The following is an 18295-nucleotide window of genomic DNA, read 5'->3' as shown; positions in this document are numbered from 1 at the left end:
TAAATCTATATCCAGCCATCATGAAAAAAACATTAGTAGTAGCCTTTCTGGCATTTATCTTTTCGGGTTGTGGTGTTATGAAATCGACAGAAAGTGTTAATTTAATTACATTAACAGGAAAGGTTGAAAAACTAGGCATTACAAGTTACAGGTATGGAACACATTCTATTAGAACTCAAGGTCAGATTTATGCTTTAAAAAGTGCTGGTTTTAATTTAGATAATTATTTAGACAGGCAAGTTACGCTAAAGGGCACCAAAGTTGCAGGATACCCTTTAGAAGGCGGACCCGAGCTTATCGAAGTTGTTAATATAAATGGTCAATAGTTACTAATTAAACCCTTCATTCTGGAATTTATCCTTTCAGGCTAAGTCTACTTAATTAGAAAAAAGAAGTTCAGCAAATCCGAACTGTTTTTACTAAAATTGCAAAACCTTAAGCAAATCATCTATTATGAAAAAAATATTAATTCTATCTCTTTTTATTGCTGTTGTATCTAGTTGTACATCAATGAAAGATTCAAACACGGCAAGTCGTATTACAGCAACCGGAACAATTGAAAAAATAGGGATAACAACGTTTCAGTATGGTACACATCTGTTAAAGGCAGAAAATAAAACTTACGCTTTAAAAGGTGGTAGCATTAACCTAGATCAGTACTTGAATAGAAAAGTTACGATAAAAGGGGGTAAGATTTCTGGTTATCCATTAGAGGGTGGTCCTGAGTTTATCGATGTAACATTGGTGAAACTGTATTAATCTTTGTTAATTAACTTGCTTGGATAAAATTATTCTTGCTTAAAATTAGTTAGTTAGCTTTTTTTGCAGAAAATATTTTAGAAATTGTTGTAATTACTTTTTGAAAATTGATTCTAATTTCTATCTTTGCAGTCCAAAATAAATCCTAATTGCGGATGTGGCGTAATTGGTAGCCGCACCAGACTTAGGATCTGGCGCTTCACGGCGTGGGGGTTCGAGTCCCTTCATCCGCACTATAAATGAAGCCGTCCCGATGCAAAATCAGGACGGTTTTGTTTTTTTAAAACATTGATTAACAAAAATTGATGTGGAATTAGTGAACTTGAAACAAGTCTTAGTTCTTACATCCTAATACTCATATCTGAAAAAAAATGAATATTACACAGGAAAAAACCGGCAACTTAAATGCTGTTGTAAAAATCAAAATCGCACCTGCAGATTATACTGGTAAAGTAGATAAGGCTATTAAAGACCAAGCTAAAAAAGCGCAATTACCAGGTTTCCGTAAAGGAATGGTGCCTCCAGCTCACATTAAAAGAATGTATGGTAAAAGTATTTTGGTAGAAGAGGTTAACAACTTGTTAAACGATACTTTATCTAACTACATTGCTGAGCAGAAATTAGAAATTCTTGGTCAACCATTACCTGCAATCAACGAAAGAGATTTTAAATGGGATAATACGGATGAATTCGAATTTGATTATGAATTAGGTTTAGCGCCTGCGTTTGATGTAAACATTTCATCGAAAGATAAATTTACTCAATATGTAATCAAAGCGGATAAAGAAACTTTAGAAAGCCGAATTAAAAATATCCGTCGTAGTTACGGTAAAATGTCTAATCCTGAAGTTTCGGCTGAGGATGATGTTTTATATACAGAATTGACTGAACTTGCCAGCGATGGTTCTGTTTTAGAAGGTGGCGTTGCAAGTACTGCTACAATACGTTTAGATCAGATTAAAGATAAAAAAATACTTAAATCTTTAGTTGGTTTAAAGAAAGATGATGAAGTAACTATCGATATTCAAAAAGCACTTGAAGATGCTGCAATACTCGCAAAAGCTTTAAATATTTCTGAGGAAGCTGCTTCTGAATTGAAATCTAACTTCAAATTAGTAGTTAAAAATGTTAACCGTTTAGAGGAGTCAGACTTGAACCAGGAATTTTTTGATAAATTATTTGGCGAAGGTACAGTAACTGACGAAGCTGGTTTCAGAGAAAAAATTACGGAAGAAGTTGAAGGTATGTTTAAACAAGATGCTGAACGTAAATTATCAAACGATATTTACGAAGATCTTTTAAAGAAACACACATTCGAATTACCTGATGAATTTTTACGTCGTTGGTTAAAAGCTACGAACGAGAAATTAACTGATGAAGAATTGGCAGAAGGTTATGATGATTTCGCTAAAAACCTAAAATGGACTTTAATCGAAAACAAAATCATTAAAGATAACAGTATCGAAATTAAGTACGAAGATGTAGTTGCAGCAGCTAAAGCAAAATTAGATGCGCAGTTCAGAATGTATAGCCCAAGCCCACTTCCTGAAGATCAATTGGCTCAATATGCTGTTCAGTTTTTGCAGGATAAAGAAAATGCTAACCGTACGTTCGAAGAGGTAAAAGCTTTAAAAACTTTCGAGCAAATTAAATCGATTGTTACTTTAGAAGAAAAAGCTATCGATTACGATAAATTTATTGAATTAGATAAAAAATAATTTCTCTGGCTGACCAATTGTCAGTCTTTTAAATATTAATATGATAAGAGCAACTCCAGTAGTTGCTCTTATCATATACAAGCTTTCTTTAAAAATTTTAATTATTTTTAGGTTAATTTGTTCATTTATTGAGTATTGCATATCTTTCGGGTATTAGTACTCTTAATTTGTTTTATCTTTAAAAAGCAAGATTTTAATTTCTGTAACAGAATTGCTTTACATTCCAGTATAAATAAATAAATTGGCATGGAAATTAACAAACTATAGAAAACAATAGTTAAAATTACAGTCGATTGGTTGTTGAGTATTCCCTTTTCAACGGCCAAACGCTTAACCCTAATCAAAGATATGAACATAGATTCACAAGAATTCAGAAAATTTGCCGTTAAACATCAGGGTATTGGCGGTTTACACGTAGATAAATTTATTTCACAGTCTAATCTAAACCCTCAGTGCATGACGCCATATATTATTGAAGAACGCCAGTTGAACGTAGCTCAAATGGATGTTTTTTCGAGATTAATGATGGATCGTATTATCTTTTTAGGCGATGCGATTTATGATCAGAATGCAAATATTATTCAAGCTCAGTTATTGTTTTTACAATCTACAGATGCAGAGAGAGACATTCAGATTTACATTAATTCACCAGGTGGTTCTGTGTATGCTGGTTTAGGTATTTATGATACTATGCAGTACATACAACCTGATGTAGCTACAATTTGTACCGGTATGGCTGCTTCAATGGGAGCTGTTTTATTAGTTGCAGGTGCAGAAGGCAAACGTTCTGCTTTACCACACTCAAGAGTAATGATTCACCAGCCATCTGGAGGCGCACAAGGTGTAGCATCTGATATGGAGATTAACTTGAGAGAAATGTTGAAATTGAAAAAAGAATTATACGATATTATTTCAGAACACTCTGGTCAAACGTATGATTGGGTAGAGAAAGCTTCAGATCGTGATTACTGGATGAGTGCTGAAGAGGCAAAAGGATTTGGTATGATTGACGAAGTATTATCGAGAAACGCAAGAAAAAATGGCGAAACAAAATAAAGAATCCCGTTGTTCATTCTGCCATTCAGGCAAGCATGAAACTTTAATGTTAATAGAAGGTATGGATGCGTTTATCTGTGATAAATGCGTTACCCAGGCCAATCAATTGCTTGCTCAGGAATTGGGTACGAAAAATAGCAAAGGTATTCAATCGACACTTACACTTTTAAAACCGCTAGAAATTAAGCAGCATTTAGATCAATATGTTATTGGCCAGGATGATGCAAAAAAGGTTTTGTCGGTTGCAGTTTACAATCACTATAAACGTTTGAATCAAAAAATTGATAAAGACGAAATTGAGATTGAAAAATCTAACATTATGTTAGTTGGCGAAACCGGAACAGGTAAAACGCTTTTAGCTAAAACAATTGCGAAAATTTTGCATGTTCCTTTTTGTATTTGCGATGCAACCGTTTTAACCGAAGCTGGTTACGTTGGTGAAGATGTAGAAAGCATACTAACACGCTTATTGCAAGCTGCAGATTATGACGTAGCTGCTGCAGAACGTGGAATTGTTTATATTGATGAGGTTGATAAAGTGGCTCGTAAAAGCGATAACCCATCAATTACACGCGATGTATCAGGCGAAGGTGTTCAGCAAGCCTTGTTAAAGATTTTAGAAGGTACGGTTGTAAACGTTCCACCTCAAGGAGGACGTAAGCACCCAGACCAGAAAATGATTCCGGTAAACACAAATAATATATTATTTATCTGTGGCGGAGCTTTTGATGGTATCGAACGTAAAATTGCAAATCGTTTACGTACGCAAACGGTAGGCTTTAAGGTTAAAAAAGACGATGCCGTTCTAGATCTTAAAAACCTTTATAAATACATTACTCCTCAAGATTTAAAATCATTTGGATTGATTCCTGAATTAATTGGTCGTATTCCGGTTCTTTCACATTTAAATCCATTGGATAAAGAAACACTTAGAAATATTTTAACTGCACCTAAAAATGCATTAACAAAGCAATATGAAAAGCTTTTCGATTATGAGGATGTGAAATTGGTTTTTGATGAAGATGTTTTAGATTTTATTGTAGACAAGGCGATGGAATATAAGCTTGGCGCCCGTGGTTTACGCTCGATTTGCGAAGCCATAATGCTTGATGCCATGTTCGATACACCAACGCAGAAAGATATAAAGGAGCTGCATATCGACCTCGATTACGCGATAGAGAAATTTGAAAAGGCCGACTTTGAAAAGTTGCAGGTTGCATAAAAAATTAAATCCTTCCCGTAAATCGGGAGGGATTTTTTTTAACAATAAGATTTTGAATCTTTATAACAGATGCTCGATTTAAAAGCATTTTAATATTCAGCTTAAGTTGAATTTGTTATTTTGAAGAAAATTTCTTATATTATTAAAGAATAAAAATATATGAACGAAGAAAAAGACGTAAAAAAAGACGAAACGATTGTAGAGAAATCAAAGAAAATTAAAGAAGTAGAATCACCTGTTAAGTCAGGATTGAAATCAAAAGATGAAATTGTGAAAAATTGGTTGCCAAGGTATACCGGCAGACCATTAGATCAATTTGGAGATTATATTTTGCTCACCAATTTCAGTAAATATGTTACCATGTTTTCTGAGTGGAATGATAATGCACCGATTATGGGCTTAGATAAGCCTATGCAAAGCGTTACCGCAAACGGAATCACGATCATTAACTTTGGTATGGGAAGTCCGCTAGCAGCAACTATGATGGATTTGTTAACGGCTATTAAACCAAAAGCGGTGCTGTTTTTGGGTAAATGCGGAGGTTTGAAAAAGAAAAATCAATTAGGTGATTTAATTTTGCCAATTGCTGCGATTAGGGGAGAGGGAACATCAAACGATTATTTACCTGCTGAAGTACCTGCATTACCAGCTTTCGCTTTGCAGAAAGCCATTTCTACAACAATTCGCGATCATGGCAGAGATTATTGGACAGGAACTTGTTATACTACAAACAGAAGAGTTTGGGAGCACGATAAAGAATTTAAGAAATATTTAAAAACTTTAAGAGCAATGGCTGTAGATATGGAAACTGCAACAATTTTTACAACAGCTTTTGCAAATAAAATTCCGGCAGGTGCTTTGCTATTAGTTTCAGATCAACCCATGATTCCTGAAGGTGTAAAAACTGCAGAAAGTGATAGTTCGGTTACAGAGAAATATGTTGAAACACATTTAAGAATTGGTATCGATTCTTTAAAACAATTAATTAATAACGGATTAACGGTGAAGCACTTGTTGTTTTAGCTTATATTATTCGTCATTACGAGGAGAAACGACGAAGCAATCTATATGCAAAGAAGATGGCATTTTCAGATCAGCAGTTGCTGGTCTTTTTTTTGCAATATTTTAATGAATCCCAGGAATCTTTATTCTTTATGTGGTAAATAGCCATACAATATCAAGTCATCGGCATTCGATATTTTGTAATTACAGCCATTATGTAGTAAAACAATTCTATCAGAAACATCCAGAATGGAGCGGTAGTAGTGGTCTGTTATAATAAAACCTTTAAACTCTTTTAAATAACGAATGTGCTGTTTTAGTTCTTCGACTAATAACGGGGCTAACTGAGAAAAAGGTTCGTCTAATAAAACAAAGTTAGCATCACTGTAAATCATAAGCAAACATTCTAAAAACCGACTTTCTCCACCAGAGAATTCGCTGAATTTCGTTTTTAGATTCTGATTTATGAATTCGATTTTGAAAAGTTCTTGTGTATGTTTCTTGCAAAAGATGTTAATAGCCTGGATAACATTAACTTTTTTAGGAATGAATTTATCCTGAGGTAGATAGGAAATGTTTCCAGTTAGATAACCCTTCGAAATTATTTCCTCATCAATTTTTAGATGTTTGAAATCAGGTTTAATACTCCCAAATATTATTTTTAACAATGTTGACTTTCCGCTTCCGTTCCGGCCCAATAATCCAACAACTTCACCAATTTTACAATTGATAAAGACACCATTTAGTATTGCTTGTTTATTATATCTGTGGGTAACACTGTCAATAAAAAGTTCCTGCATATTAAGCATGTAGATATTATCAATGTGAAAAAAATGATATCGTATAAAACAATGTTTGCAAATATTTTCCGGAAACCAATTCCCATATTTTTATAAAAATAAGAATGCTTTTTCAAAAATAGCCTATCAATAACAATTGAGAATACCCAGCCTATGGGTTTTACAAATACTGCCATTACGTACGCACCGGGTTTATCAAAACCATCTATAACGAAAAATAAACCTATACTTAAACTAAGTAAAATATTCCATAATATGATTGGCTTATAAACAAATATGGATTTTTTTAAGAGGTTTATCGACATCTTCTAAAGATATGGAACGGATATTTGAATTGGAATATCTGCAATACAAAAAAAGGATTGACAAAACTGCCAATCCTTTTTATATCTATATAAAGTTTATACTTAACCTAAGTACGATTTTAGAATTTTACTTCTTGAAGTATGACGCAAGCGTTGTAGTGCTTTGTCCTTAATTTGCCTCACTCGCTCGCGGGTAAGGTTAAATTTTTCCCCAATTTCTTCAAGAGAAAGTGGATGATTTGAACCTAAACCAAAGAACAAAACGATTATTTCTCTTTCTCTTTCAGTTAAAGTAGATAAAGAACGTTTGATTTCTTCTGATAACGATTCGTTGATTAATGAACTGTCTGTATTTGGTTCGTGGTTTTCCAATACATCTAGTAATGTATTTTCTTCACCTTGAACGAATGGTGCATCCATTGATACATGACGGCCAGAATTACTCAAAGTGTCAGAAATTTTATCAACCGTGGTTTCTAAAATATCTGCCAATTCTTCAGGAGATGGCTCGCGTTCGTATTCTTGCTCTAATTTAGAGAAAGCTTTACTAATTTTGCTTAATGAACCTACTTGGTTTAAAGGCAAACGTACAATACGGCTTTGCTCTGCAATTGCTTGTAAAATCGACTGACGAATCCACCAAACAGCATAAGAAATGAATTTGAAACCCTTTGTTTCATCAAAACGTTTTGCCGCTTTAATTAAACCTAAGTTTCCTTCATTAATTAAATCACCTAATGTTAAACCTTGATTTTGATATTGTTTTGCAACAGAAACTACGAAACGTAAGTTAGTTTTAGTTAATCGCTCTAATGCAGCTTGATCGCCTTCACGAATTTTTCTTGCTAAAATTACCTCTTCCTCTGCTGTTATTAAATCTACTTTACCAATTTCGTGTAAGTATTTATCTAAAGATTGACTTTCGCGGTTGGTAATGGATTGCGTTATCTTGAGTTGTCTCATTTATACGTTTTGTGTGCTCTTTAATTATTGAGTGTGCAAAGTTACGAAATTGTAAAGCAATCCGAAAGGATAAAATGCTGAAAATGTTACTGTTTGCACAAGTTTTTTATAGTTTTACTTATAACAAAAATCATTCCAATAAAGTTTTTGTCACTATTTATATTGTTTAATACTTTATAATTGATAAACAGTTATTATTTATTGTAAATCAATAAATGTATTTTGATTTGTAATAAATAATTTTTTATGTTTGTTTTATTAATAATTATAAATTTATGACTTTTATAAAATTTCTTCTTTGGAAATTGAAGAATACAAGATCAAACTATTGGATTCTTATGGCATTAAAATTTTTATCAGAATTTTTGGCATTTTGACGTTCATCAATTTACTTAATTTTTTTTCTAAAGCAGATTTCTTGTTTCAAGGTGATTATTATAGGGCTGTTAGCGAAGTTTTTTATCTTGCTTTTTTTGTGTTTTTAGATAGTATAATAAAGGTTTCTTCTTTCTTTACTTTATCTGAAAAATTAGTTAAGCCACTTAACATTATAAAATGGATTCCATTTTTAATGATGTGTTATTTAATATATTCTTCTGTTTTGATAAATTCTAATCGTTTAAATAACATTGATTTTTCTAGACCGACATTTATTTGGACAGAAATAATGCCTTTTATTATTATACCTAACCTCGGCTTTATCATTATATCGATGTTAATATTTTACGCTTCGGCAATATTGAATAGAAATAAAGAATTAAAACAAGAAAACGATTTAACAATATAAATTATGAAAAATTCACGATCTCTTACCTTCTACAAATTTCTTATTGATTCATCTTGGTACCTAGGTATTGCAGTCTGCTGTATTTGGGCTATTTTATGCTTTATCTCTATTGTTTCAGAAGATAAAATAATTGGAACAGATTTAGTAGAATTTGAGTTGAAATTAAAAACACCTCATCCAAACATTACATCGATTGGTGAAACATACAATTTTACCGCAGGCAAGCAGCCGAAACTAATAGCCACTTTATCTGATTTCAATTCTAGCAAATTGATTAGTCCATTTGCGCTTACTTATTTTGCATTTATTATTGTTGGATTAATTTTTTCTTTTTACCAACTCGAGCAAATGAAAGATTTAATTAACGACGTAATCAAAGGGAACATTTTCATAACTGAAAACGTTGGCCGTTTGAAAAGGTTTGGCATAGTTGAACTACTTTATATTCCAATAAGTATTGTGTATTATTATTCAACATATTTTATATTCCAACATTCAACAAATTTCAATCACGATTTAAGCGTATCAATGGATGGCAGAGAACTTAGTCAATTATTAGTTCATGGCTTGGAATATTTGATTTTTGCCGGGATATTTGCTCTTGGGCTTAAACTCAAACAAGAAAACGATTTAACCATTTAAATTACATCTAAATCATGCCAATTATCATCAATTTAGATGTCATGCTTGCCCGCCGCAAAATGTCGCTTACCGAATTAAGTGAGCGGGTGGGGATAACCATGTCTAATCTTTCGATTTTAAAAACAGGAAAGGCCAAAGCGGTTCGTTTAGAGACTTTGGAGTCTATCTGTAAGGTGTTAGATTGTCAGCCAGGCGATATTCTCGAGTATCGGACAGATTAAACTTACGAAGTTTTTAATAGGGAGCATGGGTAGGAACTTTGTAAGTTTTGATATAATAGTATCGTTTGAGGGTTTTGTTTCCTAAAAGCTTTTTACTTGTGTTATTTAAACCTGATAGAAGTGAAAAACTCCCGATTTTTCTTCGGGAATTGTAACGAATAGCAGGGCTTTCAGAACCGAAGAATTACCGAACCTTGATTTTCTAAAAAAAAATACGATAAAGTTTATTGAGTAAGATTGACACAGCTGAAGAAAAATCCACTTCGCAATGACGAAAAGTGGAGACAAAAAAACCATCCAGTTTAACTGAATGGTTTTAAATATGATGTCACTTTAAGCTTTAGTCTTTCCGCTTTAAGCTTATTACGCTTGTTCTGCTAATACTTTAGTTACTAAATCAGCAGCTTCTTTTAACGCGATTGCCGAGTAAACTTTAAGTCCAGACTCATCGATCAATTTTTTAGCCTCTTCTGCGTTTGTACCTTGTAAACGACAGATAATTGGTACAGGAATATTTCCGATTTCCTGGTAGGCATCGATAACACCTTGAGCAACACGGTCGCAACGAACTATACCACCAAAAATGTTAATCAAAATTGCTTTAACGTTAGGATCTTTCAAAATGATATTAAAAGCCGCTTTAACTGTTTGAGCATTTGCCGTTCCACCTACGTCTAAGAAGTTAGCAGGCTCACCACCAGCTAATTTAATAATATCCATGGTAGCCATTGCTAAACCAGCACCATTAACCATACAACCTACGTTACCATCAAGGTTAACAAAGTTTAGGTTACTTGCACTTGCCTCAACCTCCATCGGGTCTTCTTCCATGGTATCACGCATTGCGGCATAATCGGGGTGACGATATAATGCATTTTCATCAATATCAACCTTAGCATCAACCGCGATAACTTTATCATCAGAGGTTTTTAATACTGGGTTAATTTCGAACATTGAAGAATCCGTAGTATCGTAAGCTTTATATAATGCGGTTACAAATTTAACCATCTCTTTGTGTGCAGCACCGCTTAAACCTAAGTTAAACGCAACTTTACGAGCCTGGAAACCTTGTAAACCAACTTTTGGGTCGATTTCTTCTTTAAAAATTAAGTGTGGCGTATGTTCAGCAACTTCTTCGATATCCATACCGCCTTCAGTACTGTACATAATAATATTGCGACCTTTTGCACGGTCTAACAATACCGAAATGTAATATTCTTTAGTTTCAGAAGCACCTGGATAATAAACATCCTGTGCAACTAAAATTTTGCTCACCAATTTACCTTCTGGTCCGGTTTGAGGTGTAACCAATTGCATGCCAAGGATATCGGTAGCGCGTTGTTTAACTTCATCAAGGTTTTTGGCTAATTTAACACCACCACCTTTACCGCGTCCACCAGCATGGATTTGCGCTTTAATTACAACCCAATCAGAGTTATAATCAATTTTTAATTGCTTAGCAGCCTCAACAGCTTGCTCAGGCGTATCGGCAACGATTCCTTCTTGAACGTTAACACCGAAACTTTTTAATATTTGTTTACCCTGGTATTCGTGAATATTCATTTGCTACAAAATTTGCCCAAAGCTACAATTCTAAAGCCTTTAAACAAATAGTAATCGCCGATTTTTTCTAGAAAATGAACGTTTTATGTTAATCGGGAATTTCAGTCCCGCTTTCCTCCCTGCCGACAGAAAAAATCGGCATCCATTCAATCGGGTTTATTTAACAATGTTTGCAGTTTTTGGCCAATTGGCTCTGGCAAAGTTTTGAATGCTTAATTAACTTCCTGCAATCGGCGAACCGAAAATGCCTACTGCCATTTCTGCCCAAACCAAAAATAAAATTAATAGGATAACAGCGAGTAGCAAATTTCTTAAAGTAATTGCCTTTACATTTCTAATCACCACTTCGATAGCCAAACCCGTTATGATTAATAATGCTCCGGCGGCAGTAAAATCAGTTAAATTCCATTTTACTTCATTCGTAAATTGCATAGCTACTAACGGAATGCTTAATATTATAGTGATAATAACTAAAATAATGGTAATTCTTTGGCTTGAAGTGCTAAGTGTTTGTTGGTTTTTCATGATGTATTAAATTAATGGTTTTTAAAAATATGTTGAAGAATTTCCGATTGCGAGGCACGAACAATCTCTCTCAATAGACTAGCTGAAATTAGATTGCTTCGTACCTCGCAATGACGATTGCCTTGGGTTATTGATTTTGAAGCCTTATTTAATATTGAAATATTCAGCCGTTTTCCAATCTTGTAAATTCCAAGATAACCAACTTACTTTTTGGTAACGTTCTTTAAAAAAGCCAATGCGTTGGTCTAGCTGTTGCTGGTAAAACGCTGGGGTTTCCGGACTTGCATAAGTTCTGTTGCTGGTATCAGTGCCTTCTGTAAAGTGTAGTCTGGCTCTGTTTTTATCCAGAATAGGTAAAGTTTTATCTGATAAGGAAAGTAAATAATCAGCATCTAAAGAAATTCTATCACTTTGTGATAAATTGTATTTGGCAATTAATACATCCCAGTTAACAATGCTAAAAGCTAATAATAAGGCAAACCAAATGTTTCCGTTTACTTTAAATAAGTAGAATAATGTTTTTTGTTTTACTAATTTTAAATAAACAGTAGCTAAGCCGATAATGCAGAGTAAAGCAAAAACTAAAACCCCAATTCGATTGTGTGTCAATCCATAAAATTCTATGTAATAACCATCGCGAATGAAAACTGAAATGATTAAAATGAAATTTTGAATCATCCAGGCAAATGCTAAAGTTTTAAGCGTTTTATTTTTGTAGTAAAAATTTAGGTTCCCTCTAAAGAAATATAAAATAACAGCCATTGCCAAAACAATACTAAAAATTAATGCATTTGTGCCATCGTGTAAATCAGATGAGTAGTTGGTTTCAGCCACGTTTTTGCCTTTTCCGAGCCATAACCACCAAATATCAATTCCATTTAAACAAAGTAATAATAAGTTTAAAGCAGAGAATGAAATAATTGCAATAATGTATTCAGTTTTTAAAGCCATTTTTTTATTAACTATCTGCCCAAAAAAGGTTTTAACAACTTCATTGCAAACACTTGATTCGCCCTTGTTTTTCCTTTTTCGTAAAAAACTTTCACCGAAGTAACTTTCAACTTTTTCAACACCTTTATTGTAAAAGGTTATCAGTAAACCTCCCGTAACTAAAGTCCCGAAGCAGAAATGCATAAAGCGACCAAAGCTTAGGTTTTGAAAAATAAAGCCAAAAGTGTTATTAAGAAAAGTACCAATGCTAGTAAATGTAACTTCTAGGTAATGTCCAAAAACATGATTTGCACCACTATAAATCATTGTAAAAACAAATAAAATAAACAGTGGAAGAAGTATGAATTTAATGGGACTAATGATTGGTTTTAAATTAAAATTGCCAATGCTAACTTCTGATAATCGCTTAATTAAACTAATTGGAGTGGTAATAAATTGCAGTATTGCAGCTAAAAATGCAGCATATATACTTCGTATGGTTTGATAATGTACATAGCCTATAAAAAGTATCAAACTGATATAATAAGCAACTAATGTTAAACTAGAATTATTAACAATCACTAAAATTACAGCTAGTAAATGAGCTGCAGCATAAACTTTAAATTTTGCGCTTTTGGTTACCTCATTATTAAAAAAGGTAATAATTATAATAAATATGCTGTAAAGTAACGAGTTTACAGCCATTCTCTCCATCCAAAAAGTAGAGCTAAATAAAAGACCACCAATTAAAGTGGACAGTAGGAGGTAACCAGATTTTGTTTTCATTTTATGTTTTTTAAAAGTGCTTTGAATTTCAAAGTGATTGGTAAAAAAAATATTATAGTTTTTTAATCATTTTTTCGAGCGCATCTAAATGCGCTTTAAAGGCTTGTTTTCCTAAAGTGGTAATAGAATAAGTGGTACTGGTTTTTCGGCCAATAAAACCTTTGTGTACTTTAATAAATTCGGCTTGCTCTAAAGTGTTTAAATGCGAAGCCAAGTTTCCATCTGTTAACTCTAACATTTGCTTTAAATCGTTAAAACCAATTTCATCATTAACCACCAGAATAGACATTACGCCTAACCTAATTCGGCTATCGAAAATTTTATTTAGATCTGCTATCGGATTCTTCATATTATTGGCCTCTTTCGTATTTAAAATACATCACTAAGCCATAAATAATATGAAGTGCACCAAAACCTATTGCCCAAAATATTAAACCATAGCCAATGTTAAACATGCAAACCAAACCCAAAATAATCTCCAGATAACCTAAATAACGGATATCACTATAGGTATATTTACTTGCATTTATTAATGCTAAACCATAAAAAATCAGGCAGGTTGGGGCAATAATGCTGTAGGTATTTGGATGGTTTAAAAGCAAAGCAATAATGAAAAGGCCGCCAGCAACCAAAGGAACAAAAAGGTTAACAATTAATGATTTGGAAGTTTTATCCCAAATGGGCAGTTTATTACGCTGACTTTTTCTGTAGGTGAAAAGAATTCCACCAGCTAAAGCAACAAATAAAACAATAAATGCAAGCTTTATAAGGTTGTATTCTAAATCTATTTCTCCTTGAACACCTAGACTATATCCTCTGCCATTTACGAATTTATCTATTTCGTCATTAGCAAAATAGGCGCCTATTAAAGCAATAAAACCAGCAAAAACACCAGAAAGTCCACTCAATGAGATAAATCTTGATGATCTATCCATCATTTGTCTGATATCTTTCAATGCATTTAATTGTTCTTCTGAATTACTCATTTTAAAAGTGCTTTGTTTTTCAAAGTTAAATAAGAAAATGATATTTGCAAATTTTTTTTACTTAATTTGGCTCTGTCCCCGGTTGACTAAAGTCAACGGCAATGAAGTTGGGGAGTTAAGTATTTGGGTATTTGCTTTCATTTTTGTTCTTTCTGCTTCATATTAAACCCTAACCTCTAACCTTCCACCTTTCCGCTCTCTATCTTCTTCGCTTTAGTCTTTAAGCTTTGTTCTTTTAGCTTTCCGCTTTTTTACTAAATTTGAACCATGCTAAAAGCCACTGGAATAAGAAAGTCGTATGGAAATTTACAAATACTAAAAGGTGTAAATTTTGAAGTGCAAAAGGGGGAGATTGTGAGCATTATTGGGCCATCTGGAGCTGGAAAAAGCACCTTATTACATATTTTAGGTACGCTAGATAAACCAGATGATGGCGTAGTTGAACTCAAAGAAACCATTATTAGTAAATTAAGTGGAGAATTATTAAGTAGTTTTCGCAATCAAAATATTGGCTTTGTGTTTCAGTTTCATCATTTATTGCCCGAATTCAGTGCAATCGAAAATATTTGTATTCCTGCTTTTATCGCGAAAACAAATAAAAAACAAGCAGAAACAAGGGCTTTAGAATTACTTGATTTGTTCGGTTTGAAAGACAGAGCAAACCATAAACCTAACCAACTTTCTGGTGGCGAACAGCAACGAGTTGCAATAGCGAGGGCCTTAATAAATAACCCGGCTATTATTTTAGCCGATGAACCTTCAGGAAATCTGGATTCTGAAAATGCAGCAGCATTGCATCAACTTTTTGTTAGTTTGAGAGATAATTTTCAACAAACTTTCGTAATTGTAACGCATAACGAGCATTTGGCGAAAACAAGCGACCGAGTGGTGACTATGAAAGACGGACTAATTGTTTAATAGGTGATAGGATTAAGTTATTCATTCAATTATTCAAAATTTATTATTAATTCAATCATTTAAAAGTTGAAAATATTAATTACTGGCGGTAACAACGCAAAAGCATTAAAGCTGTTAAAAGCTTTCCCAAGTCATTTTATTTTATTTGCCGATTATGGCGATGTCCCTGGAATTGTAACTGAAAATTATGCTTTTTCTTCACTAGGTGTTTTAAATAAGGATAGTATTGCTCACATTTTATTAAATTATTGTATTACAGAATCTATCGATAGTATTATTCCCTTGCACAGTTTTGAAGTAGAACCCATTGCAAAATCTGCGGTTCTGTTTGGCGAATATGGGATTGATGTTGTAACACCTCATGCAGATTCAGTTCATGATTACTTATCTACAGAAAGAAATAATTTTCCAAATTTTGCCGTATTTGTTAAAGGTGAGTGTATTTTTGCCAGTGGAGGCGAAATTTTTATAAAAAGAGAAGAAGAATTTAGTGGCATTTTCGGCTACAATTCTGCCGATGATGATTTTAAACTTTTTACGGTATAAAGTATGGAATCAAATCAATACGCCAAAGATAAACAGCTTATAATTTTTGAATTGGATGATGTTTTGTTTCCTGCAAAAGATTATTTATTGCAGGTTTATTATTTATTTGCACAATTTATAGAATATACAGAGCAGAAAAACGCACAATCTATTTTAAATTTTATGCGTTTGGAGTATGAAAATAACGGTGCAGATGAACTTTTTAAGAAAACGGCAAAAGCCTTTGAACTAGCTGATAGTTACGAGCATAATTTTGATTTGTTGCATTTAACTGCTCGCTTGCCATTAAAGTTGCTGCTATTTAAAAATATGCTTCAATTTTTGCAGGAATTGGTCGTTGATAGGAAAAAAATCTACATTGTAACATCGGGTAACCCTGAACAGCAGCTAAACAAAATAAAACAAACGGAGTGGAATGGGTTAGAAAAATATTTAACTGTTTTCTTTGCCGATGAACTAAATCTACCTAAATCAAAAATTTTTCAGAACATATTAACCAGCAACAATTTATCTGTTGAAGATGCGTTAGTTGTTGGTGCAAATAAATTTGATGAGCAGCAATCCAAAATAATTAATTTGCCGTATATTGTGTCACTAGAAATTTACAAATAATATGGTTAAAAAGCTTTCTGCACAAAATGTTCTATTGTGCGCCTTAATTGCTGTTGTTGGGGTAACAGCATCTTGTAAAAAATCTTCGACTCCTAACGAGGCTGAAAATACATCAGAAGCAAACACTTTGCAAATAGCTACAACTAATAGAGATTATTTAACTAAAGATTCTATATTTCTCTACGCAAAGCAAACTTATTTCTGGAATACTGGTTTGCCTAGTTATGACGCTTTTAATCCACGTAAGTACGCTAAGAATGAAGATGTTGCTGCGGCTTTAAGGGTATTGCCTGCTTCCGGTGGTAAAGATAAGTATTCCTTTATTGATGACGGTTCAGTAGCAACACAATTGGGCGGTGTTAGCGGCGATTATGGCTTTTCTGCTGATTTTGATGTAAACAATTTATTAAGAGTAAAATTTGTTTATCCATCTTCTCCGGCAGCTCTTCAGGGCTTAAAGAGAGGATATCAGATTATGAAGGTCAATGGTGGAGGTGTATCTAGAACTAGTCAAGCTGACATTGATAACTTAAATAATTCAATCTTTGGTTCAAATCCAGCTATAACGATGACGGTTTTAAAGCCAGATGGCAGTAGCGCTGATATTACAATAAATAGGGCCACTTATAATATTAATCCAATTTTATATACAAATACTTACACAACAGGAACAAAAAAAGTTGGGTATATCGTTTTTAATAGCTTTACTACTAATTCAGTTTCTTTATTGGATGCTGCGTTTGCGAAATTTGCTGCCGATGGTGTTAGTGAACTGATTGTAGATTTACGTTATAATGGCGGTGGTTCTGTTGCAACCTCAGAGGCTTTTACAAATTTAATTGCACCTTCAGGTCAAAATGGTAAAGTAATGTATACCACTTACTGGACTCAGACCATGCAGGACAATAAAGCAACCATTCTTCAAAATCAAAAATTTTACGCTAAAGGAAACGATGGGGTTACCAGATTATATTCATACTTTGATTATCCATGGGTGCCAACCATTGCAGCAGGTAATCAAGAAGTTTTTGCTAAAAGAGGGCCTTTAAATAATCTTTCTAAAGTTTATTTTCTTGTAACAAGGGGTACAGCTTCGGCCAGTGAGTTATTGATTAACAATTTAAAACCGGTAATGGATGTTAAATTAATTGGTAAGACTACCTATGGAAAACCTGTTGGTTTCTTTGCAATACATATTGATAAAAGTGATTTGTATATCCCGCAGTTTCAAACTAAAAATCAATTAAACCAAGGTGATTATTTTAATGGAATGACAGTTGATAAAGATGTTGCCGATGACCTTACAAAAGATTTTGGAGACCCAACTGAGAAATTATTAGCGCAAGCACTCTATTATTCTGTCAATGGTAATTTTTCTGCAATTGCTAGCATGAATACCCTAAGTAGTACATCGGGTATTTCCCGTGCTCAAATTGATTATGCTAATGAGAAATTAGATCACGAGTTTAAGGGTATGGTTGAAACCCGGAAACTGAAGCCAAATAAATAAAAGAAATACAATTACAGAGTCGGTCACAAATCAGTACCGGCTTTTTTTCTCTTAATTATTTCATAAAATGCAGCTTTTGGGTTGCTTTTTTTGCAAAATTTTGATAAGCTTGTTTAACATTAATCGTTAAAAAGATACCATGCCAATAGAAATTGTAGAAAAGGAACATATAAGCTACCTAAATATTATCAATGCAAATGAAGATCATAGTCAGGAATTAAAGATTAAACTTGATGAAGCTCAGCGACTTGGGAATGAATTTAAATCAAAAGCAGTAATTACATTTAATACTACAATAGGGCCAAAACGGGTAGATACAACCGTTTGGGCAGTTACAGAAAAGTACATTCAACTAAAGAATAATATTCATATTCCGCTTAAAAGCTTAATCGATATTGATTTTTAGGCTATTTATTAAGGAAATAAATCATCCCGCATTTATTA

At 33.3% G+C, this 18295-nt stretch carries 21 protein-coding genes and 1 tRNA gene; 15 read left to right on the top strand and 7 right to left on the bottom strand.

Annotated elements, in window-relative coordinates; all coding sequences use genetic code 11:
* Positions 1 to 20: 20 nt before the first annotated feature.
* From ACFOUY_RS03920 to ACFOUY_RS03890, 7 genes are all read left to right on the top strand, one after another.
* Complete coding sequence (locus ACFOUY_RS03920) at positions 21 to 326, top strand: hypothetical protein (protein WP_378959154.1); 306 nt, start codon at positions 21 to 23, stop codon at positions 324 to 326.
* 184 nt (positions 327 to 510) lie between these two features.
* Complete coding sequence (locus tag ACFOUY_RS03915) at positions 511 to 759, top strand: hypothetical protein (protein ID WP_378959153.1); 249 nt, start codon at positions 511 to 513, stop codon at positions 757 to 759.
* 151 nt (positions 760 to 910) lie between these two features.
* Positions 911 to 992 (top strand) — tRNA-Leu (locus ACFOUY_RS03910).
* A 138-nt stretch (positions 993 to 1130) separates the two neighbouring features.
* Positions 1131 to 2477 (top strand): trigger factor, encoded by a 1347-nt coding sequence (tig, locus tag ACFOUY_RS03905; RefSeq protein ID WP_378959152.1) that lies wholly within the window; start codon positions 1131 to 1133, stop codon positions 2475 to 2477.
* Positions 2478 to 2825: 348 nt separating this feature from the next.
* Positions 2826 to 3533, top strand: coding sequence for an ATP-dependent Clp endopeptidase proteolytic subunit ClpP (clpP, locus tag ACFOUY_RS03900; RefSeq protein WP_378959151.1), 708 nt, complete (start codon positions 2826 to 2828; stop codon positions 3531 to 3533).
* Positions 3517 to 4755 carry an ATP-dependent Clp protease ATP-binding subunit ClpX gene (gene clpX / locus ACFOUY_RS03895; protein ID WP_378959150.1) on the top strand — a complete coding sequence of 413 codons (1239 nt, stop codon included), beginning with the start codon at positions 3517 to 3519 and terminating at the stop codon, positions 4753 to 4755. Before clpP ends, clpX begins: the two co-directional genes overlap by 17 nt.
* 159 nt (positions 4756 to 4914) lie before the next feature.
* On the top strand, positions 4915 to 5778 hold the full coding sequence (locus tag ACFOUY_RS03890) for an AMP nucleosidase (protein ID WP_378959149.1): 864 nt from the start codon (positions 4915 to 4917) through the stop codon (positions 5776 to 5778).
* Between the two features lie 122 nt (positions 5779 to 5900).
* Here the strand turns inward: ACFOUY_RS03890 and ACFOUY_RS03885 are convergent, their stop codons facing one another.
* Positions 5901 to 6557, bottom strand: coding sequence for an ATP-binding cassette domain-containing protein (locus ACFOUY_RS03885; protein ID WP_378959147.1), 657 nt, complete (start codon positions 6555 to 6557; stop codon positions 5901 to 5903).
* A 407-nt stretch (positions 6558 to 6964) separates the two neighbouring features.
* Complete coding sequence (locus tag ACFOUY_RS03880; protein ID WP_010601359.1) at positions 6965 to 7825, bottom strand: sigma-70 family RNA polymerase sigma factor; 861 nt, start codon at positions 7823 to 7825, stop codon at positions 6965 to 6967.
* A 298-nt stretch (positions 7826 to 8123) separates the two neighbouring features.
* On the opposite strand from ACFOUY_RS03880, the gene ACFOUY_RS03875 reads away from it, so the two are divergent.
* From ACFOUY_RS03875 to ACFOUY_RS03865, 3 genes are read left to right on the top strand one after another with little or no spacing between them, the layout of a single operon-like run.
* Complete coding sequence (locus ACFOUY_RS03875; protein ID WP_378959146.1) at positions 8124 to 8612, top strand: hypothetical protein; 489 nt, start codon at positions 8124 to 8126, stop codon at positions 8610 to 8612.
* Between the two features lie 3 nt (positions 8613 to 8615).
* Entirely contained in the window at positions 8616 to 9254 is a 639-nt protein-coding gene (locus tag ACFOUY_RS03870) for a DUF2975 domain-containing protein (RefSeq protein ID WP_378959145.1), read from the top strand.
* 14 nt (positions 9255 to 9268) lie between these two features.
* The gene (locus ACFOUY_RS03865; protein WP_378959144.1) at positions 9269 to 9475 is read left to right on the top strand and encodes a helix-turn-helix domain-containing protein; all 207 of its coding nucleotides are present in this window, start codon (positions 9269 to 9271) and stop codon (positions 9473 to 9475) included.
* Positions 9476 to 9838: 363 nt separating this feature from the next.
* Here the strand turns inward: ACFOUY_RS03865 and sucC are convergent, their stop codons facing one another.
* The 5 genes from sucC to ACFOUY_RS03840 form a co-directional block, all read right to left on the bottom strand.
* Positions 9839 to 11038 carry an ADP-forming succinate--CoA ligase subunit beta gene (sucC, locus tag ACFOUY_RS03860; RefSeq protein WP_378959143.1) on the bottom strand — a complete coding sequence of 400 codons (1200 nt, stop codon included), beginning with the start codon at positions 11036 to 11038 and terminating at the stop codon, positions 9839 to 9841.
* Positions 11039 to 11254: 216 nt separating this feature from the next.
* Positions 11255 to 11563 carry a hypothetical protein gene (locus ACFOUY_RS03855; RefSeq protein ID WP_378959142.1) on the bottom strand — a complete coding sequence of 103 codons (309 nt, stop codon included), beginning with the start codon at positions 11561 to 11563 and terminating at the stop codon, positions 11255 to 11257.
* A 144-nt stretch (positions 11564 to 11707) separates the two neighbouring features.
* Entirely contained in the window at positions 11708 to 13279 is a 1572-nt protein-coding gene (locus tag ACFOUY_RS03850; RefSeq protein WP_378959141.1) for a DUF4153 domain-containing protein, read from the bottom strand.
* Between the two features lie 52 nt (positions 13280 to 13331).
* Entirely contained in the window at positions 13332 to 13628 is a 297-nt protein-coding gene (locus ACFOUY_RS03845) for a winged helix-turn-helix domain-containing protein (RefSeq protein WP_378959140.1), read from the bottom strand.
* Between the two features lies 1 nt (position 13629).
* A complete protein-coding gene (locus ACFOUY_RS03840) occupies positions 13630 to 14265 on the bottom strand; it encodes a hypothetical protein (RefSeq protein WP_378959139.1) in 636 nt (211 codons plus the stop codon).
* A 267-nt stretch (positions 14266 to 14532) separates the two neighbouring features.
* Here ACFOUY_RS03840 and ACFOUY_RS03835 point away from each other — a divergent pair, with 267 nt between their 5' ends.
* From ACFOUY_RS03835 to ACFOUY_RS03815, 5 genes are all read left to right on the top strand, one after another.
* The gene (locus ACFOUY_RS03835; RefSeq protein ID WP_378959138.1) at positions 14533 to 15183 is read left to right on the top strand and encodes an ABC transporter ATP-binding protein; all 651 of its coding nucleotides are present in this window, start codon (positions 14533 to 14535) and stop codon (positions 15181 to 15183) included.
* 66 nt (positions 15184 to 15249) lie between these two features.
* Positions 15250 to 15729 (top strand): ATP-grasp domain-containing protein, encoded by a 480-nt coding sequence (locus ACFOUY_RS03830; protein WP_378959137.1) that lies wholly within the window; start codon positions 15250 to 15252, stop codon positions 15727 to 15729.
* A 3-nt stretch (positions 15730 to 15732) separates the two neighbouring features.
* A complete protein-coding gene (locus tag ACFOUY_RS03825; RefSeq protein WP_378959136.1) occupies positions 15733 to 16341 on the top strand; it encodes an HAD family hydrolase in 609 nt (202 codons plus the stop codon).
* 1 nt (position 16342) lies between these two features.
* Positions 16343 to 17851 (top strand): S41 family peptidase, encoded by a 1509-nt coding sequence (locus ACFOUY_RS03820; protein WP_378959135.1) that lies wholly within the window; start codon positions 16343 to 16345, stop codon positions 17849 to 17851.
* Between the two features lie 139 nt (positions 17852 to 17990).
* Entirely contained in the window at positions 17991 to 18257 is a 267-nt protein-coding gene (locus ACFOUY_RS03815) for a hypothetical protein (protein WP_378959134.1), read from the top strand.
* The last annotated feature ends 38 nt before the right edge of the window (positions 18258 to 18295 follow it).

Origin of the sequence: Pedobacter jamesrossensis (assembly GCF_042650905.1) — a bacterium.
GTDB classification, from domain to species: domain Bacteria; phylum Bacteroidota; class Bacteroidia; order Sphingobacteriales; family Sphingobacteriaceae; genus Pedobacter; species Pedobacter jamesrossensis.
The sequence above is the reverse complement of the archived record's forward strand: the minus strand, read 5'-3'. Positions and strand labels throughout refer to the sequence as shown.